Raw genomic sequence first — 14,992 nt, 5'->3', positions numbered from 1 at the left:
AAGCCGCCGTCGCGAGTAGCTGCACTGACCGTCCTCGGTAGGTAGGCGGTAGCGTTCGCTGCCACGGCCTGCTCGTATTCAACCGACGACAGCGCATCCCCTCGCGGCAGCCTCACGATGACGTCGACACTGTCACGCGCGCGTAGTCAAGCCCGACCGCAGCTCGTCCATGGCTTGCGCGAGGCTCACGCGCGGCACCCAGCCCCACCGGCGCGCGCGGTCGGTGAGCAACTGCCCGGTCCAGACCGGCTCGTCGGTCCACTGCGGTTCGACGCCCAGTGCGTCGGTCACCGTGCCGAGGTAGTCCCGCCACGTCGCACGCTCCCCCGCGACGATCACCGGCGTCGTGCCACCGGCCACGGGGCCTCGTTCCGGGTCATCGGCTGTCGCGACGGCCCCCGTGGCGCCGTCCGCGATGAAGGCCGCCAGGTCGTCGACGTGTACCCACGCCCAGGTCTTCGCCGGGTTCGCCCGGCGCTCGCCGTCGCTGATCGCCTGTGGTCGCAGCGTGTTCCAGACCGACGTGTCGCCAGCGCCCATGATCGCCGGCGGGCGGACGAGCACGGTCGTCAGCCCGCCGACCTGCGCCAGCGCGCCGTCGGTGGCGTTCTTGGTGTCGGGGTAGTCGCCGCTGCCCTCGGGCAGGAGAGCGCCGTCCTCGGCGACGTCCCCGACGCCGGCCGAGCGGTCGTAGACCCCGGCCGTGGACACGTGCACGAGCAGGGCCACGCCGGCGTCCCGAGCAGCCCGAGCGAGGAACGCCGTCCCCTCGACCCCCACCCGGTGCTGCATCTCTCGGGACGAGCCCATCGGATGGACCGTCGTGACGACTGCAGCGGCGCCCTGGACCACGGAGCGGGCGAAGCGCTCGTCGGCGAAATTGCCGACGTGCTCGGTGACTCCGTCCATCGCGGGCACGCTGCCGGCGCGGCGGACGACGGCGCGCACCTGCACCGACCGCTCGACGAGCGCCCGGCACACCGCGGTGCCCACCAACCCGTTCGCGCCGGTCACCGCGACGACGGAAGCGGCATCGGCCATGCCGCCCACACTGCCAGCGTCTCGACGGCGGCGCGCCCACTGTCCTTCACCGCGCCGGCGCAGAGGACCGACCGGATGTCCTCATCACGTGCCGCCACGGGTTCGGCGGACGAGCAATCGGGTAGCGCCCAACCGGAGTCGTCGGGGACGTCGGCGGCCGTCCCGACGCGCGAGGAGATCGAAGCCATGAGCGTGATCAGCACCGACGCCGCAACCGGCTCCCGGGACATCAAGAACCACGAGACCACCAGCTTCGCCGACCTCGGCAAGGAGATGTGGGCCTACCTGACCGGCAAGGGCGCCGCGATCAACTACGAGTTCGTCGACATGGTCGTCGAGGTGCCTCGCGAGACCGGACCGGATGCCCCGCGCGCCGTCTGGCGGCTCAACGGCACCCTGCGCATCACGACCGCCGAGAACGCCAGCCGGGGATGACGGACCCGCGCGGCCCCGTGCACCTGTCCGGTGAGCTGTCGCTGGAGGTGGACGGGGCGGGCGTGCAGGTGCACGCCGACGGCGCGGACGTGCGGATCGTCGCCGAGGACGTCGGCGCCTTCGTGGCGCGGGTCCGTGAGGCGGCGACTGCACGCACGGGGGTCGCACCGGGCCGGCGCGACCTGGACCAGCTGGCCGAGGCACTGGCCGCCTCCGGGATCACCGCGCACCTGGAGTCCCCCACGCGTCCGGTGGCCGTCGCCGGTGCCGGCGTCGACTCGCCGGCCGGGGCGCTGCTGCTGGGCACCCGGCGGGTACGGCCCCGCGCGGCCGTGGTGGTGATCGCCGGCGGCCGCGGCCGCCGGCTGCTCGCCGCGAGCGCAGTCGCGGTGGTGCTGGCGACCGTCCTCGCCCGCCGACGCCGCTGACCGGCGCGGCCGGTCATCGAACCGGTCGCGCCCGTCGGGCCCGTCACTGGCCGGCATCCGCCCTCACTGCGGTGACGACGACCGCTCCTCTGCGAGTCGGCGGGCGAACAGCGGCGGCAGGTAGCGGAGCATCAGGGTCGACCACACGACGTGCGTGAGCATGGGCGCCTGGATCCCTCCGGTGATCCTGCGCTGTTGCGCGAAGAGCAGACCCATCGGCACGCTCGCCAGCACGAGCGCCGGGTTGCGGGTGGCCGTGGTGGCCAGCCCGTAGACCGCGGTCGAGGCAAGCACCGGCCGGGCCGCGCCCGCCGCCGCGTAGACCGAGCCGCGGAAGAACACCTCCTCTGCCACGCCGTTGACCAGCGTGGTGGTGAGCACGAGCGGGGTCGTCCCCTGGTCGGCGTAGCGGAGCACCGAGCCGATCGCCCGTTCCAGGACAGGGATCCGCCGGGCGACCAGCGCCGCGGCGTAGAAGGCCCCGAAGGCGCCGACTCCCGAGACGACCGGCGTGAGCACCGGCCGGCGCAACCGTTCTCCGGGCCCGAACATCCGTCCCAGGTGCAGCGGCCCGGACGCCAGCCCGCCGACCGCCCAGGTGCCGGCGACCCCGAGGGTCAGCCAGTAGAACCGTGGTGAGCCCGGCGGCGTCGACAGCGACACTCCCAGCAGCGACGCGCCGGTGACCGCGGTGGCGCCGGTGACCCGCCGGCGGCGCCGGAAGGCCTCGTCGCTCTCCCAGTGGTCCCGGGGCACGCGCCGCAGCAGCGGCGCGGCCGCCCGCCACACCCGGGCCCGCAGCACCCGGACCGCACGGAGGCGGGTCACCGCCGCGCTCCGCGGCTCAGCCATCCGCCGCGCCGCTCACCGACCTGCCGCCGGCGTTGCTGTGCCCGTTCGACCAGGGCGGCCATGACCATCTCGTCGTAGTCCATCGGGTCGAAGGGCACGACCGAGCGGATGGCGTCGTCGGTGACGACCACCTCGTTGGTCATGGAATCGATGAGCGAGCGGCCGGTGGCCACGTCGACGTCGGTGACCAGGGCCAGCCAGCGCGAGGACAGCTGCGGGCTGAGCAGCGGGACGGGGACGACGAACAGGTGCCGGTTCTGGATCTCGGCGACCCGGGTCATCATCTGCAGGTAGGTGAGCACCTCCGGGCCCCCCACCTCGAACACCCGCCCGGCGGCCTCCTGTGCGTCGAGGACACCGACCAAATACCGGACGACGTCGGCGACCGCGATCGGCTGCGTGCGCGTGCTGACCCACCGGGGAGTGACCATGGCGGGCAGGTGCGCCACGAGCTGGCGGGTCAGCTCCCAGGACACCCCGCCGTGTCCGACCACGATGCCCGCGCGCAGCACCGTCACCGGCACACCGGTGCCGCCCAGGAGCCGCTCGACCTCGCGGCGGCTGCGCAGGTGCCGGGACAACTGGTCACTGTCCTGGCCCAGTCCGCCGAGGTAGACGATCCGGTCGATCCCGGTCGCGGCCGCGGCTCGGGCGAAGGCGCGCGCCGCGTCGGCGTCCTTGCGCTCGAAGTCCGGGTCGTCGAGGGAGTGCACCAGGTAGTAGGCCACCCCGCAGCCCTCGAGTGCCTCCCGCAGCGATCGCTCCTCCCCGACGTCTCCGGCGACCGGGCTGCCGGCCCCCTCGTAGCGCTCCGGGCGTCGGGTCATCGCCCGGACCTCGTGGCCTTCCCCGTCGAGCGCGGTGGCCAGCCGGCTGCCCACGAACCCCGACGCGCCGGTGACCAGGATCCTCACCGGCCCAGGGTGACCCGGGTGGGCGGTGGGCGCGACTCGTCCGGCGCCGGCAGCGGACCCATGTCAGCCGTGGATCCGTCCACGCCAGTGGAGGCGTGTGCAGGAAGTGCCGTGTCCCCCCGCGGACACTGGTTCTCCTCAGAATCTCGTGTGTGAGGGGCTGACGTCAGCCTCCACGGAGGCACTGGCCGGCTCGTCGGTCCCCCGCCGTGCGCCGCCTGCAGCAGCGTCGAGAGGCTCCCGTCGCCGCCTCTGTAACGGTGGCCGAGCCGAATACCGGCTACTGGTGACGGTGTCAGAGGGGCGGACGCCCGGACGCTAATCTGGCGACCGCCGTGAGCGCCGACGGCTCGTCCACAAGCCCTCAGCAAGGCCGTCCGAGTTCGAGGTGACGACGGCCGAGTCACAGCGGGACTCGGACGCCGGCGTTCCATGAGTCGAGGATCCTGTCGATCCGCGCCCTGCAGTTCGCGACCTCCCCACGCGCGGCAGGCGTGTCCTTGTGACGCAGGGCCGCGGTGGCCGCCGCCAGGTCCAGGCGAACCAACTCGAACTCCACGAGGACATCCGGGGCGCCGTCTGCGGTGATCACGCTCATGGCCTGTCTTCGTCTCCGCCGGTGGGCGCGGATGCACCGGCTTCGCTTCGGTGCATGCCGCTGCCTGTGCGCCGCGTGGGCAATCGACCACCCCCAGGCCTCCAAGTCCCCTCTTCGACATCTGGTCGACCGACGCTTCCGGCGCCTGACCTGGCCCTTCGATGAACGGTCGTCCAGTTCCGCCGGGGTATACGCCTTGGGCCATGTACCGAGTCGCCACTCGGACACCACTGGGATGTCCCGAGCACCCCTTCACAGGTGTCTCGGGACATCGTTGATTTTCGGGGCCTGTGGTTCGTTGCCCCGGCTGGTGCCGAGGGTCACGTCCCGGATGCATTTCGGGCCCGGCCGAGCACCCCGAGATCGTCTCGTGCCCACTCGTCATTACCGACGACTCATTACCGACGACGGCCGGACTTGGCTCGCCCGGGACGACGAGGGCCCGCACGGCCCGACTGGACGTCGACCCCGCGGAGACGGGAAGCATCACCGCGGACCCACTCACCGTGGACGCGTGGTTGCGCCGGACGTTCACCGATCACCGCCGAAGGCGTGTGCGTATGTAGCGAGTCGCCCCTCGGACACCACATCGCTCGGGTGTCTCATCACGTCAGGGACCGGGCGTCTTTCCGTCTGCCCTTGCGATGCTCTGGGCTTCTCCGGTGACAAGAACGCCGACCGCCTGCGACTCACGGCCTGCACCGGGGAGGACCACCTGAAGGCGGTCTTCGACAAGACCGGGAGCGGATCGCGCGGCGAAGGTGGCGGACGCGCCGTGGCCGCTACGCCCGCCGACGTACGCCACGAGTCGCGCCTCGGCTGACGCCACGCCGCTGTCCATGGGCGATCATGAGCCGGTGGGTTCGCACGGGAGGCGCGACCTGGTGTTCACCGTCGGTATCGGCGTCCTCGTGCTGGCCTGGACGTGGGCGGTGGGCCGAGTCTCGCCGGCGGACCGTGAGCTCGATGCCGGCGGCTACGTCCTCGTCACGGCGTGCGCGGCGGCCCTGATGTGGCGCCGGGCCGCGCCCCTGCCCGTACTGGCCGCGACCACGGTCTGCACCACCGGTTACCTGTCGGTCGGCTACCCCTACGGACCGATGCTGGTGCTGATGGCGATCGCCGTCTACACCGTCGCCCGCCACATGCCGTGGCGCACCGCCGTTCCCGCTGCCCTTCTCGCGCTGGGCGTCCTGCTGCTGCACCTCTTGTTCAACGACGAGGCCCTTCCGGGAGCGCTCGGCCTGATCCCGGCGTCGGCCTGGGTCGCCGTGCCCTTCGCCATCGGGAGCACCGTCGCCTCGATCGACGCCGGACGGCGGGCGGCCGTCGAACGTGGCATCGCCGACGAGCGGCTACGAGTCGCCCAGGAGGTGCACGACGTCGTGGGCCACGGCCTGGCGGCGATCAAGATGCAGGCCGATGTCGCGCTCCACCTGCTGGACAAGCGGCCCGAGCAGGCCAGACCTGCCCTGGAGGCCGTGAGTCGGACCAGCACCCAGGCTCTCGAGGAACTGCGTTCGACGCTCGGCATGGTCCGCGGGACACCGCAAGCGTCGGCCGGCCCCGGCATCGCCGACCTCGACGCGCTCTACCAGCGGATGCGGGAGGCCGGCCTGCGCGTGTCTGTCGACGTCCGCGGCACTCCTGCACCCCTGGCACGGTCGGCGGAGCTGGCCGCCTACCGGGTCGTGCAGGAGGCGATGACCAACGTGCTCAAGCACGCCGATCGGAAGGATGCCGTCATCGTGGTCGATCACCGGGACGACGGTGCACACCTCGAGATCGCCAGCCCGCACTCAGATCGCGTGCCGACGCCGATCCCCGCCCGCAGCACCGGCATGGGGCTGACCGGGATGCGCGACCGGGTGCTCGCCCAGCGAGGACGGTTCGAGGCCGGCCCCGAACCGGACGGCCGGTTCGTGGTGCGCGCCTGGCTGCCGAGGGGTGACCGGTGATCTCGGTGATGCTGGTCGACGACCAGGATCTGATCAGGCTGGGGCTCAGGACGCTGCTGGAGAACGAGAACGGCTTCACCGTCGCCGGGGAGGCCGGCGACGGCCTCGGCGCGGTCGACCTCGCCCGCGAGCTCCATCCGGACGTGATTCTCATGGACATCCGGATGCCAGGCATCGACGGGCTGGAGGCGACCCGGCGGATCACCTCCACCGACGGCCTGGACGACATCCGGATCATCGTGCTGACCACGTTCGAACGCGACGAGTACGTCTTCGACGCGCTGCGGATGGGCGCCAGCGGCTTCCTGCTGAAGGACACCCCGCCGGCGGAGCTCCTCCGCGCCATCACCACGGTCGCCGACGGCGGTGCACTGCTCGACCCCCGGGCGACGCGGAAGCTGATCCGGGAGTTCGTCGAGAGGGGCCCACGGCGCACCGCGCCACACCCTCACCTCGACCAGCTCACCGACCGAGAGCGTGAGGTCGTGTCCCTGGCCGCCGAGGGGCTCAGCAATTCCGAGATCGCCGAGCGCCTGGTCGTCAGTCCTGCCACCGCACGAACCCACGTCAGTCGGGCGATGCTCAAGCTCGGTGCCCGCGACCGCGCACAGCTGGTGGTCTTCGCCTTCCAGTCCGGCCTCGCCGGCTGACCGAGGTCCGCATCGACGCGGCGCACGACGGCGGTCGCCCGCCGCCGCCGGCCCCTCGCCCATGAGCGGAGGGGCGCAGATCTACGCCGGGGGACGTAGTGAGGATGTCGTCCGGTGACCGACGACACCGACCCGCCCGGCAACCATCGTGGGTGCGGTCAAGCGGTGGACGAGTCGGCGAGGTGACCGGAATGATCGACGTGGCGACGAGGCCGGTGAGCCGGCCGGAGGGCCGACCGCGGTTCCGGCTGAGCCCGCGTGCCCGCAAGATCACGCTCCTCACCCACATCGCCGCGGCCGGCGCCTGGTTGGGTATCGACGTCGTCCTCGGCGTCATGGTCGGCATCGCGCTGCTGACCGGTGACGGGCAGCGGGCTGCGGTGGCCCTGCAGTCCCTGGCTCTGTTCACCGTCTGGCCGCTGGTGGTCGTCGGATCGACGTGCCTGGTCAGCGGCCTCCTGCTCGGCCTCGGCTCCAAGTACGGGTTGGTGCGCTACTGGTGGGTGGCGATCAAGCTGGTGCTCAACGTCACGCTGGTCACCCTCGTCCTGTTCCTCCTGCGCCCCGGCGTCGGTGACGTGTCCGAGGCGGCCCGTGAAGCACTGCTGGAGGGCACCGCTCCCCCGGCGGTCGGGGACCTGGTCTTCCCGCCCGTGGTGTCGAGCACCCTGGTGCTGATCGCCATGGCCCTGTCGGTATTCAAGCCATGGGGGAAGATCCGTCGCTCGGCAGCCACACCGCCGGTGGACCGTTGAGCCGGACGTGACAGCGGCGGACGGACCGCCTCCCCCGGCGGGCGTGCCGCGCGACTACGACTCCGACCCGGGCCGCTACCGGCTGGGGAGGCAGCTCGCGAGGGTGCACACAACCGTCGACCTGTACAACCGGGTCGCGCAGCTGCTCGCCGAGCTGGGCGCGGGCACGGTCCTCGACGTCGGCTGCGCGGACGGCGCGCTGCGGGCGGCGCTCGCCGCTCCTGCCCCGTGGCTGGTCGGCCTCGACACGTCCCACACGCTGCTGCGCGACCATCCGTCCCCGGCGGTGCAGGCCGACGCCGCCCGGCTGCCCGTACGGGACCGCGCCGTCGACGCCATCACCGCGTTGAACGTGCTCTACCACCTGCCGGATCCGTTGCCCGCGGTGCGCGAGGCGCGCCGGGTGCTTCGCGTCGGGGGGCACCTGCTGGCGGCCACGGTCGCACGGACGGACTCACCGGAACTGGCGGCGTACTGGACCCGGCCGGCCACGAGCTTCGACGCCGAGGACGCGCCCCGACTGATCGCGCAGGTCTTCGAATCGGTGACCGTGTTCCGCTGGGACGCACCACTCGTGACGCTGCCCGACGCCACCGCGATCCGCGACTACCTGGTGGTCCGACAGGTGCCGATCGCGGTCGCCCGTGCGGCAGCCGACGGGCTGCGCGCGCCCCTGGTCGTCACCAAGCGCGGAGCGCTGATCGTAGCCGGCCGGGGCCGGTAGTCACTGCCGGGCGGCGCTCACCTTGGCGACCGGCGAGGGCGGGAACCCGGCGCAGTACGTCGCAGGGCGTAGCCCCAGAACCGCCCGGTGACCGACGCGCGGGGCCACAGCCGGCGGCAGCCTGGTGGGCATGGACGGGACCGTCGTACGCGCCGAGCGGCTGACCAAGCGCTACGCGGACCGGCTCGCGGTCGACTCCGTGAGCCTGACCGTCCGGCCTGGCGAGGTGTTCGGCTTCCTGGGGCCCAACGGCGCCGGCAAGACCACGACTCTGCGGATGCTGCTGGGCCTCATCCGGCCCAGCGGTGGCCGGGCGAGCGTGCTCGGGGCACGTCCGGGCAGCCCCGCGGTCCTCGCCCGCGTCGGCGCGCTGGTCGAAGGCCCGGGCTTCTACCCCTACCTGTCGGGACGTGACAACCTGCGAGTGCTGTCCCGCTACCGGGGGTTGAGTGACCGCGCCGCCGACGCTGCCCTGGACCGGGTCGGCCTCGGGCCGCGCGGCGGGGACCGGTTCCGCTCCTACTCCCTGGGCATGAAACAGCGTCTGGGGGTGGCTGCCGCCCTGCTCGGCGACCCGGACCTGTTGGTCCTCGACGAGCCCACCAACGGCCTGGACCCGGCCGGGATGGCCGACATGCGCCGTCTGCTCGTCGATGTGGCTGCCGGGGGGCAGACCGTTCTGCTGTCCAGCCACCTGCTCGCCGAGGTGCAGGAGATCTGCAACCGGGTCGGGGTCATCGCCGAGGGCCGGCTGGTGGCCGAGGGCACGGTTGCCGACCTCCGCGGGGCCGACGCCCTGCTGCTGCGAGCCCATCCGCTGGACCGGGCTCTCGCCGTGGCGATGCAGCTGGCCGGGGACGACGCCGTCGAGGTCGCCGACGCCGGACTGCGCCTGGACGCCGAGGCCTCGCTGGTCCCCCGCCTCGTCCGCGAGCTGGTCGCCGACGGCGTCGACGTGCTCGAAGTCCGGGCCGCCGAGCGCTCGCTCGAGGAGGTCTTCTTCCAGATGACCGGCCCCGACCCTGGCGGGCCGCCGTCCGCCCCGACCGCGCAGGAGGTCTCCTGATGACCGCGCTCATCCGCAGCACCCGAGGCGAACTGCTCCGGCTGTATCGGTGGCCGGCCCTGTGGGTGCTCGCCGCAACCTGGTTGACCCTCAACGTCGTGTTCGGGTACGTGTTCGACTACATCGCCTACCGCACCGGCGACAGCGCCGGGCCGAACACCGGAGTGCCCGGCGAGGAGCTGCTCGCCGGCGTCCTCCCGGATGCTGTCCCTGCTGTGCTGGTGCAGGGCATGCCGATGTTCGGCGGGGCCATCCTGATGATCCTCGGAGCGCTCGCCGCCGGGAGCGGCTACGGCTGGGGTACCTGGAAGACCGTGCTCACGCAGGGTCCGAGTCGTCCGGCCGCGGTCGGCGGGACCGTGATGGCGCTGGCGACCGTGGTCCTCGGCGTCGTGCTCGGCACCGCCGCCGTCGATCTGGGCGTGTCCAACGCCCTGGCGCTCGCGGAGTCACGACCGGTCGACCTACCACCGGCCGGCGAGCTGCTCGAAGCGGTCAGCGTCGGCCTGCTGGTGCTGGGCATGTGGACCACCGCCGGAATGCTGCTCGGCAGCCTGGCGCGGAGTCCCGCGCTCGCCGTCGGCCTCGGCCTGGTGTGGGCGCTGGTGGTGGAGAACCTTCTCCGCGGCGTGTCCGGGCTGCTCGGCGGGCTGGCCGTGGTGACGGACCACTTGCCCGGCACCGCCGCAGGCTCGCTGGTCGGAGCACTGGGCGCGAGCGGGCAGTCCGGTGGCGCGCCGGGTGTGCTGACCATCCTTCCCGGCACGACCGCGCTGGCAGCCCTGGCCACGTACTTCGTCGCGTTCACCGCGGCGACCCTGCTCCTCATCCGGCGCCGGGATCTCGCGTGACGGCGACCCGAGCCTGCGCCGCTGTCCGCCCGTATCAGGCGAGAGGGCGGACACGCCAGCGGAGGCCGTCCATGGCCGATGAATGCTGGTTCCGGCACCGGTCTTACCGCGGGACGGCGCCGCCAGTGCCGAGGGAAGGGGTCCGACCGTGACCCAGCTGCCCGGGGTGGTCCCCAACAGCCCGGCGAACGACCCGTTGCGGGTCCTGCTCAGCGGCGTCGCCAGCACCTGCGCTCGGAGTCGTGGAAATGGCGATGAACGCCGGTAGCAGTGGGCCGCCGTTGATTGACCCGCTCGGGGGCGCAACCTTTGCCCCTGGACCCATTCGGCGAGGTAGGCGTAGAGGCGCTGCTTGGACGGCTCGCCCTTCCAATTCGATCTTGCGGATCTGCGCGCGCAGAGCCGCTGCGGCGTCCTTCCGGGCCTCGAAGCCACGCTTGAGGACGACGCGTTTCGTCGCGTACACCTGGTGGGATGTGGTTGAACGACCACCGGGCACGTTCTGACGCCGCCGCCTCGGCAACTCCGACTTACCTGTCATGGCGCAGTCCCACCCCAGCCAGTCGCCACCGCAGACCACGGCGTCCCGAGCCCCACCGTCGACTTCTCGGCGGCAGCACGTCGGGCCGCAGTCCCAGCCGCACCCGTCGGCGCCGACCCACTCGGGGTGGTCGCGTGCTACTCGTGCCCGGTCGATGCCGACTCGGCCGCCGACACGTCGGGCACCGTCGGCAGCGGTAACGTCCCCCGCCGATCCGTCCCCGAGAACGGCCGCACCTCGTCGGTCACGTCCCCGCACACCCGGCCCGCGTTCAGACACCCCTCCACCAACGTCGTCATCTTGCCCGGGTCCCACGCCAGGATCGCGTCCGCGTGCAGCCCGTACGGCGACAGCCCGCCCTCGAACCGCATCCCCTCGTACGTCGACCCCTCCGCGTAGGAGGACTCCAGCGACAGCTGCGGAATCGCCACCGGGTGCGATCCCGGGCAGTCACCGCCCCGCGGATACGCCATATGCGCCACCCCCTGCAGCCACAGGTTCACCCCGTCCCAGCACTGCGGGAACTCAACGTCCGACCGCAGGAACTTCCCCCGCCCACAGTCCACCGCGGTGTCGTGGACGGAGTTCACCAGCGCATACGACGTCCCCAAGCACAGGTAGTTGATGTCAAGCGGTTGCCGCGATGTCGCCATCGGATTCCCCACCACCAGACGGAGACCGAACGGCGCCGGCTCGATCAGCTGTGGGTTCACCTCACCTGCCCGGTAGTAGGCGCGGAACGACTCGGGCACCACCGGCTGACCGGCCTCATTCACCAACGTCGGCTGCCAGTACGCCGACCGGTCCGCCGAGTCCTTGCACCCCGAGCCTTCCTCGAACAACTGGCCGGCCGTCGACGACGCGTGCACCGCCGGGTTCCCCCCGAACGTGTGCAGATGAGGCCACGACCCGCCCGGGTTCAGGATCGGGTCGATGTGCGCCGTGCCCACCTGGTCGCACTCCACGATCCAGTGCACGTCCACCGGCACGGCCCGCACGGCGGCCCCGTCCGGGGCGGGAGTCATCGCCGCCGCCACCACGAACACCGCCGCCACCGACGCAGCCACACGACCCCACATGGGCCGAGTCTGGAGGTGTTCAGCCGACGGAGTCACTTCACCCGGTGTCGCCTACCGCAGCGGCCTACGAGTCATCGTGTGGGCGCTTGCTCGCGGCGGATATCTGATGCCTCCTTGTTGAGGGCGAGCCTCCGCTGCCCACCCTTCCCTGCACGGGAGGGAAGGACGGGCCTTCGGGAGTCCCTGGCTACCTTCTTGTCCTCGCTTCGGGGATCCGCGGTCACGGGCACCGCTCCTCAAAGCTGGACCCCCCCCGAAGTCGATCTGGCCTTCGACGTCGCCCAACAACCTGTTGGCCAGCGGTAATGTTCTGGGTGCAGACCTGCCAGTTGCCGTCCAGCACCTGATTATGCATGCCAGCAGGTCGTGCGAGATGGAGTACATAACGCCGTTCGCCTGCATGGTGTTCTGTGCGACCTGCACGTTCATGCCGACCATGTTGGGCACGAGGAAGTCGACGGTCGGCGCCGCTAGGCACAGGCCGAGCACGAAGTACATCACCGCACGGGCCGGCAGCAGCCGGCAGCGCCGCTGGAGGCCACCGGCGTCGGCCACCGCCTCATCGACCAGCGCCGGCGGAATCTGCTTGGTCAGCATGCCCAGACGCAGCGGCAGTCCCTTCCCCCCGACGCTGCCGAAACGGTGCCGGGTTCGGGGGCTGGCGAGGCGACCGCGGGAAAGCGAGGGTGGCAAACATCAGCATCGGAGCTCCCGGAGGACGTTGATCTTGGTCCTACCGGGGAGCTTCGCGCCTCACCGCACGGCCATGCCGATCACCGGATGGCCACCCGCCAGGCGCCCACGAACCCTGACCTGCAGGAACGCGCCAAGTTGGCGGAATTGGCTACAAGGACGTCGACCTCGCTGCCCACGACCTCCCGCAACTGGTTGACGCGACGCGGGCCTGACCGCGGTCAGGACAGCGGCACCCGGTAGGTGGTTCGGACGTCGTGCGCGGTGAGCCACACCATGCCGCCGGCCACCGCCACGCTGCCGCTGCCGGCCGGGGGACCGAGCACCCGGAGCACCTCGTTGGTCTGCGCGTCGACCTCGGTCGCAAGCTCCTCGGTGGTGCGCGCCCACACGCTCCCGTCGCCGGCGGCGATGTCCCCGCCCTGGACGCTCCCGGCGGAGACGGTCACCGTGGCCACGACATCGTCGGTGTCGGGGTCGATGCGGGACACCGTGCCGTCGAGGTTGTTGAGGACCCACACCGCGTCGTCGGTGACCGTCAGGAACCGGGAGCCGCGGCCGGTGTCGATGGTGGCCTGGGTGCTCCCGTCGGCGGGGTCCACCCGGACGACCGAGCCGTCGGCCACCGAGATCCACAGGGATCCGAAGCCGCCCCGGACGGCGGCTGCGCCCGGCGGTGCGGGGAAGACGTCGCGGACCGTGCCGGCTGTCGGGTCCACGGCGGCCAGGCTGCGGTCCTCGGGGTCCTCGAACTGGCCGGTCAGGGCCCAGACCGCGTCGTCCGTGACGGCGAGGGAGGACTCCGGCAGCACCCCGGGCTCGGGTGCCGGGATCCGCGCGGTCACCTGGCCGGTGGCCGGGTCGATACGCAGGACGGTGTCCGGGTACTGGCCGTCGGAGGCCTCGACTGCCCACAGCGCGCCGAAGCCGGCGTCCATGGCGAGCATGACGTCCGACGTCTCGACGGCGGCCCGCTGCTCGCCGGTCGCGCCGTCGTAGCCGACGATCCCCGGCTGCACCCCGCTGATCCACACGACCCCGTCGCGGGCGAGGGCGAAGTCCGGGAAGGGCTCGCCCGGGATCGCTCCGGGGAGGCCGCTGATGTCCTCGGCCTCAGGGAGCTCGGCGGGAGGCGCCGTGCTGGTGCCAGCCGTCCCGCCCGAGGCCGACCCGCCGTCGTCGGCGCCGCAGGCGGTGAGTAGCAGGACCAGCACCCCCCCAACGGCGGCTCCGGTGCGGGCGCGGGGCCCGACGACTCCTAGTACGCGGGCTGCAGGCACGGTCGGATGGTGGACCGTTGCCGATTCGGGACCGGGTCGTCCGCAGGCGGCGGCTCGCGCGCACGGCGTGCCGCTGCGCCGGGTCAGCGGGGCCGGACGCCGCGACGCCTTGGCGGCGTGGTCCCCTACGCCATGAGGAGCGCGCCCGCCGGGGGGTGGATGACACCCGACCAGCCCCACTCAGCCAACCGGACCGGCTGAGGCCGCCGCGATGGCTCTCCACAGGCTTCGTCAGCCCGGCGACGCCGCTGTCACGGGCGACCTGGGCGATCGGCTTCCCGGGTCTCCTCGACGATCTGGACCGCCCCGTCGCGGAACTCCCGGTCGTACTTCTTGCGGATCTCTAGCATCGCTACCCCTCATAGCTGATGCCTCCGCGGTCTCGGGGGAACCCCAGATCGACACCACCACGTGGTGGCGGACACCGACACGATGCTCGGCCGCCAGGAGGTTGCCGGTAGCGGATTCGGAGAACCGCTCAGCCTTCGCCGGGTCCGCGGCCACGGTGTTCGTCACGTCGACCACGGCGTCGACGCCGTCCAGCGCTTCGTCCAAGCCCGCTCCGGTGACGAGTTCCACGCCCGTCGAGCGGACACCGGGACCACGGCGTGGCCACGCTGCTGCAGGGCGCCGAGGGTCGGCCGTCCAACCAGGCCGTGGCGCCAACCACCGCTGTTCGCATCGCACGCGATCCTCTTCGGACCGATCGTCGAGCCCACCGGAAGGAGATGTCGCTCTCGCCCCGGACCGTCGACTGGCTCAGAGGTCGTTGAAGGGCTGCGGGTAGCGGAACCGACCTCTGAGCTCCGGGCGGTAGCCGGTCAAGGTGCGGGCCTGGAAGAACGGAGCCCACTCGGGGTTCTCGGGCTCCACGCCGATCTCGGGCCGCCGGCCGGAAGCCGAAGCGGGGGTAGTAGTCCGGGTGCCCGAGCAGGACGACCAGGGGTTCGTCGAGCGCGTCGGCGGCGCCGAGGATGGCGTGCATCAGGGCGGCCCCGACACCCCGTTGCTGATGACTCTGCCGCACGCCGAGTGGACCCAGGCAGAGGACCGGCTGCTCACCTGGCAGCAGCCGCGCGCGTGTACAGCAGACGTGGCCCGCGATCTCGCCGTCGGCCATCGCGATC

Annotated in this window: 16 protein-coding genes and 1 pseudogene; 8 read left to right on the top strand and 9 right to left on the bottom strand. The window is 72.1% G+C overall.

Going from position 1 to position 14,992, the window contains the following annotated elements:
* Positions 1 to 132 precede the first annotated feature (132 nt).
* Both BLW63_RS16295 and BLW63_RS26175 read right to left on the bottom strand, forming a co-directional pair.
* Complete coding sequence (locus BLW63_RS16295; protein WP_091158826.1) at positions 133 to 1,041, bottom strand: NAD-dependent epimerase/dehydratase family protein; 909 nt, start codon at positions 1,039 to 1,041, stop codon at positions 133 to 135.
* Positions 1,011 to 1,244, bottom strand: coding sequence for a hypothetical protein (locus BLW63_RS26175; RefSeq protein ID WP_139263591.1), 234 nt, complete (start codon positions 1,242 to 1,244; stop codon positions 1,011 to 1,013). Before BLW63_RS26175 ends, BLW63_RS16295 begins: the two co-directional genes overlap by 31 nt.
* On the opposite strand from BLW63_RS26175, the gene BLW63_RS16290 reads away from it, so the two are divergent.
* Both BLW63_RS16290 and BLW63_RS16285 read left to right on the top strand, forming a co-directional pair.
* The gene (locus BLW63_RS16290) at positions 1,228 to 1,476 is read left to right on the top strand and encodes a hypothetical protein (protein ID WP_091158476.1); all 249 of its coding nucleotides are present in this window, start codon (positions 1,228 to 1,230) and stop codon (positions 1,474 to 1,476) included. The genes BLW63_RS26175 and BLW63_RS16290 overlap by 17 nt on opposite strands.
* Positions 1,473 to 1,904 carry a hypothetical protein gene (locus tag BLW63_RS16285; RefSeq protein ID WP_091158474.1) on the top strand — a complete coding sequence of 144 codons (432 nt, stop codon included), beginning with the start codon at positions 1,473 to 1,475 and terminating at the stop codon, positions 1,902 to 1,904. The genes BLW63_RS16290 and BLW63_RS16285 overlap by 4 nt, the downstream gene beginning before the upstream one ends.
* 63 nt (positions 1,905 to 1,967) lie before the next feature.
* Here BLW63_RS16285 and BLW63_RS16280 read toward each other — a convergent pair whose 3' ends face one another.
* The 3 genes from BLW63_RS16280 to BLW63_RS16270 form a co-directional block, all read right to left on the bottom strand.
* Entirely contained in the window at positions 1,968 to 2,732 is a 765-nt protein-coding gene (locus BLW63_RS16280; RefSeq protein ID WP_244522624.1) for a CPBP family intramembrane glutamic endopeptidase, read from the bottom strand.
* Complete coding sequence (locus tag BLW63_RS16275; RefSeq protein WP_091158469.1) at positions 2,729 to 3,670, bottom strand: NAD(P)H-binding protein; 942 nt, start codon at positions 3,668 to 3,670, stop codon at positions 2,729 to 2,731. The genes BLW63_RS16280 and BLW63_RS16275 overlap by 4 nt, the downstream gene beginning before the upstream one ends.
* A 403-nt stretch (positions 3,671 to 4,073) precedes the next feature.
* Positions 4,074 to 4,268, bottom strand: coding sequence for a hypothetical protein (locus BLW63_RS16270; protein WP_091158467.1), 195 nt, complete (start codon positions 4,266 to 4,268; stop codon positions 4,074 to 4,076).
* 857 nt (positions 4,269 to 5,125) lie between these two features.
* Between BLW63_RS16270 and BLW63_RS16265 the strand changes: the two genes are divergently transcribed.
* The 6 genes from BLW63_RS16265 (at position 5,126) to BLW63_RS16240 (ending at position 10,272) form a co-directional block, all read left to right on the top strand.
* Entirely contained in the window at positions 5,126 to 6,226 is a 1,101-nt protein-coding gene (locus BLW63_RS16265; RefSeq protein ID WP_170856811.1) for a sensor histidine kinase, read from the top strand.
* The gene (locus tag BLW63_RS16260) at positions 6,223 to 6,876 is read left to right on the top strand and encodes a response regulator (protein WP_091158461.1); all 654 of its coding nucleotides are present in this window, start codon (positions 6,223 to 6,225) and stop codon (positions 6,874 to 6,876) included. Before BLW63_RS16265 ends, BLW63_RS16260 begins: the two co-directional genes overlap by 4 nt.
* A gap of 191 nt (positions 6,877 to 7,067) precedes the next feature.
* Positions 7,068 to 7,631 (top strand): hypothetical protein, encoded by a 564-nt coding sequence (locus BLW63_RS16255; RefSeq protein WP_091158458.1) that lies wholly within the window; start codon positions 7,068 to 7,070, stop codon positions 7,629 to 7,631.
* A 43-nt stretch (positions 7,632 to 7,674) separates the two neighbouring features.
* Positions 7,675 to 8,355 (top strand): class I SAM-dependent methyltransferase, encoded by a 681-nt coding sequence (locus BLW63_RS16250; RefSeq protein ID WP_170856810.1) that lies wholly within the window; start codon positions 7,675 to 7,677, stop codon positions 8,353 to 8,355.
* 130 nt (positions 8,356 to 8,485) lie between these two features.
* The gene (locus BLW63_RS16245; RefSeq protein ID WP_091158454.1) at positions 8,486 to 9,421 is read left to right on the top strand and encodes an ABC transporter ATP-binding protein; all 936 of its coding nucleotides are present in this window, start codon (positions 8,486 to 8,488) and stop codon (positions 9,419 to 9,421) included.
* Entirely contained in the window at positions 9,421 to 10,272 is an 852-nt protein-coding gene (locus BLW63_RS16240; RefSeq protein ID WP_091158452.1) for an ABC transporter permease, read from the top strand. The genes BLW63_RS16245 and BLW63_RS16240 overlap by 1 nt, the downstream gene beginning before the upstream one ends.
* A gap of 678 nt (positions 10,273 to 10,950) precedes the next feature.
* Here the strand turns inward: BLW63_RS16240 and BLW63_RS16235 are convergent.
* From BLW63_RS16235 to BLW63_RS29195, 4 genes and pseudogenes are all read right to left on the bottom strand, one after another.
* Positions 10,951 to 11,868 (bottom strand): DUF1996 domain-containing protein, encoded by a 918-nt coding sequence (locus tag BLW63_RS16235; protein WP_170856809.1) that lies wholly within the window; start codon positions 11,866 to 11,868, stop codon positions 10,951 to 10,953.
* A 75-nt stretch (positions 11,869 to 11,943) separates the two neighbouring features.
* Positions 11,944 to 12,489 (bottom strand): transposase domain-containing protein, encoded by a 546-nt coding sequence (locus BLW63_RS28970; RefSeq protein ID WP_091158447.1) that lies wholly within the window; start codon positions 12,487 to 12,489, stop codon positions 11,944 to 11,946.
* Positions 12,490 to 12,806: 317 nt separating this feature from the next.
* On the bottom strand, positions 12,807 to 13,865 hold the full coding sequence (locus BLW63_RS16225; RefSeq protein ID WP_139263587.1) for a Vgb family protein: 1,059 nt from the start codon (positions 13,863 to 13,865) through the stop codon (positions 12,807 to 12,809).
* A gap of 1,012 nt (positions 13,866 to 14,877) precedes the next feature.
* Positions 14,878 to 14,985 (bottom strand): annotated as a pseudogene (locus tag BLW63_RS29195) (hypothetical protein); the annotation flags it as partial.
* Between the last annotated feature and the right edge of the window lie 7 nt (positions 14,986 to 14,992).

The organism is Geodermatophilus africanus (genome assembly GCF_900107105.1).
GTDB lineage: Bacteria > Actinomycetota > Actinomycetes > Mycobacteriales > Geodermatophilaceae > Geodermatophilus > Geodermatophilus africanus.
This window is presented reverse-complemented; position numbering and strand designations above follow the sequence as displayed.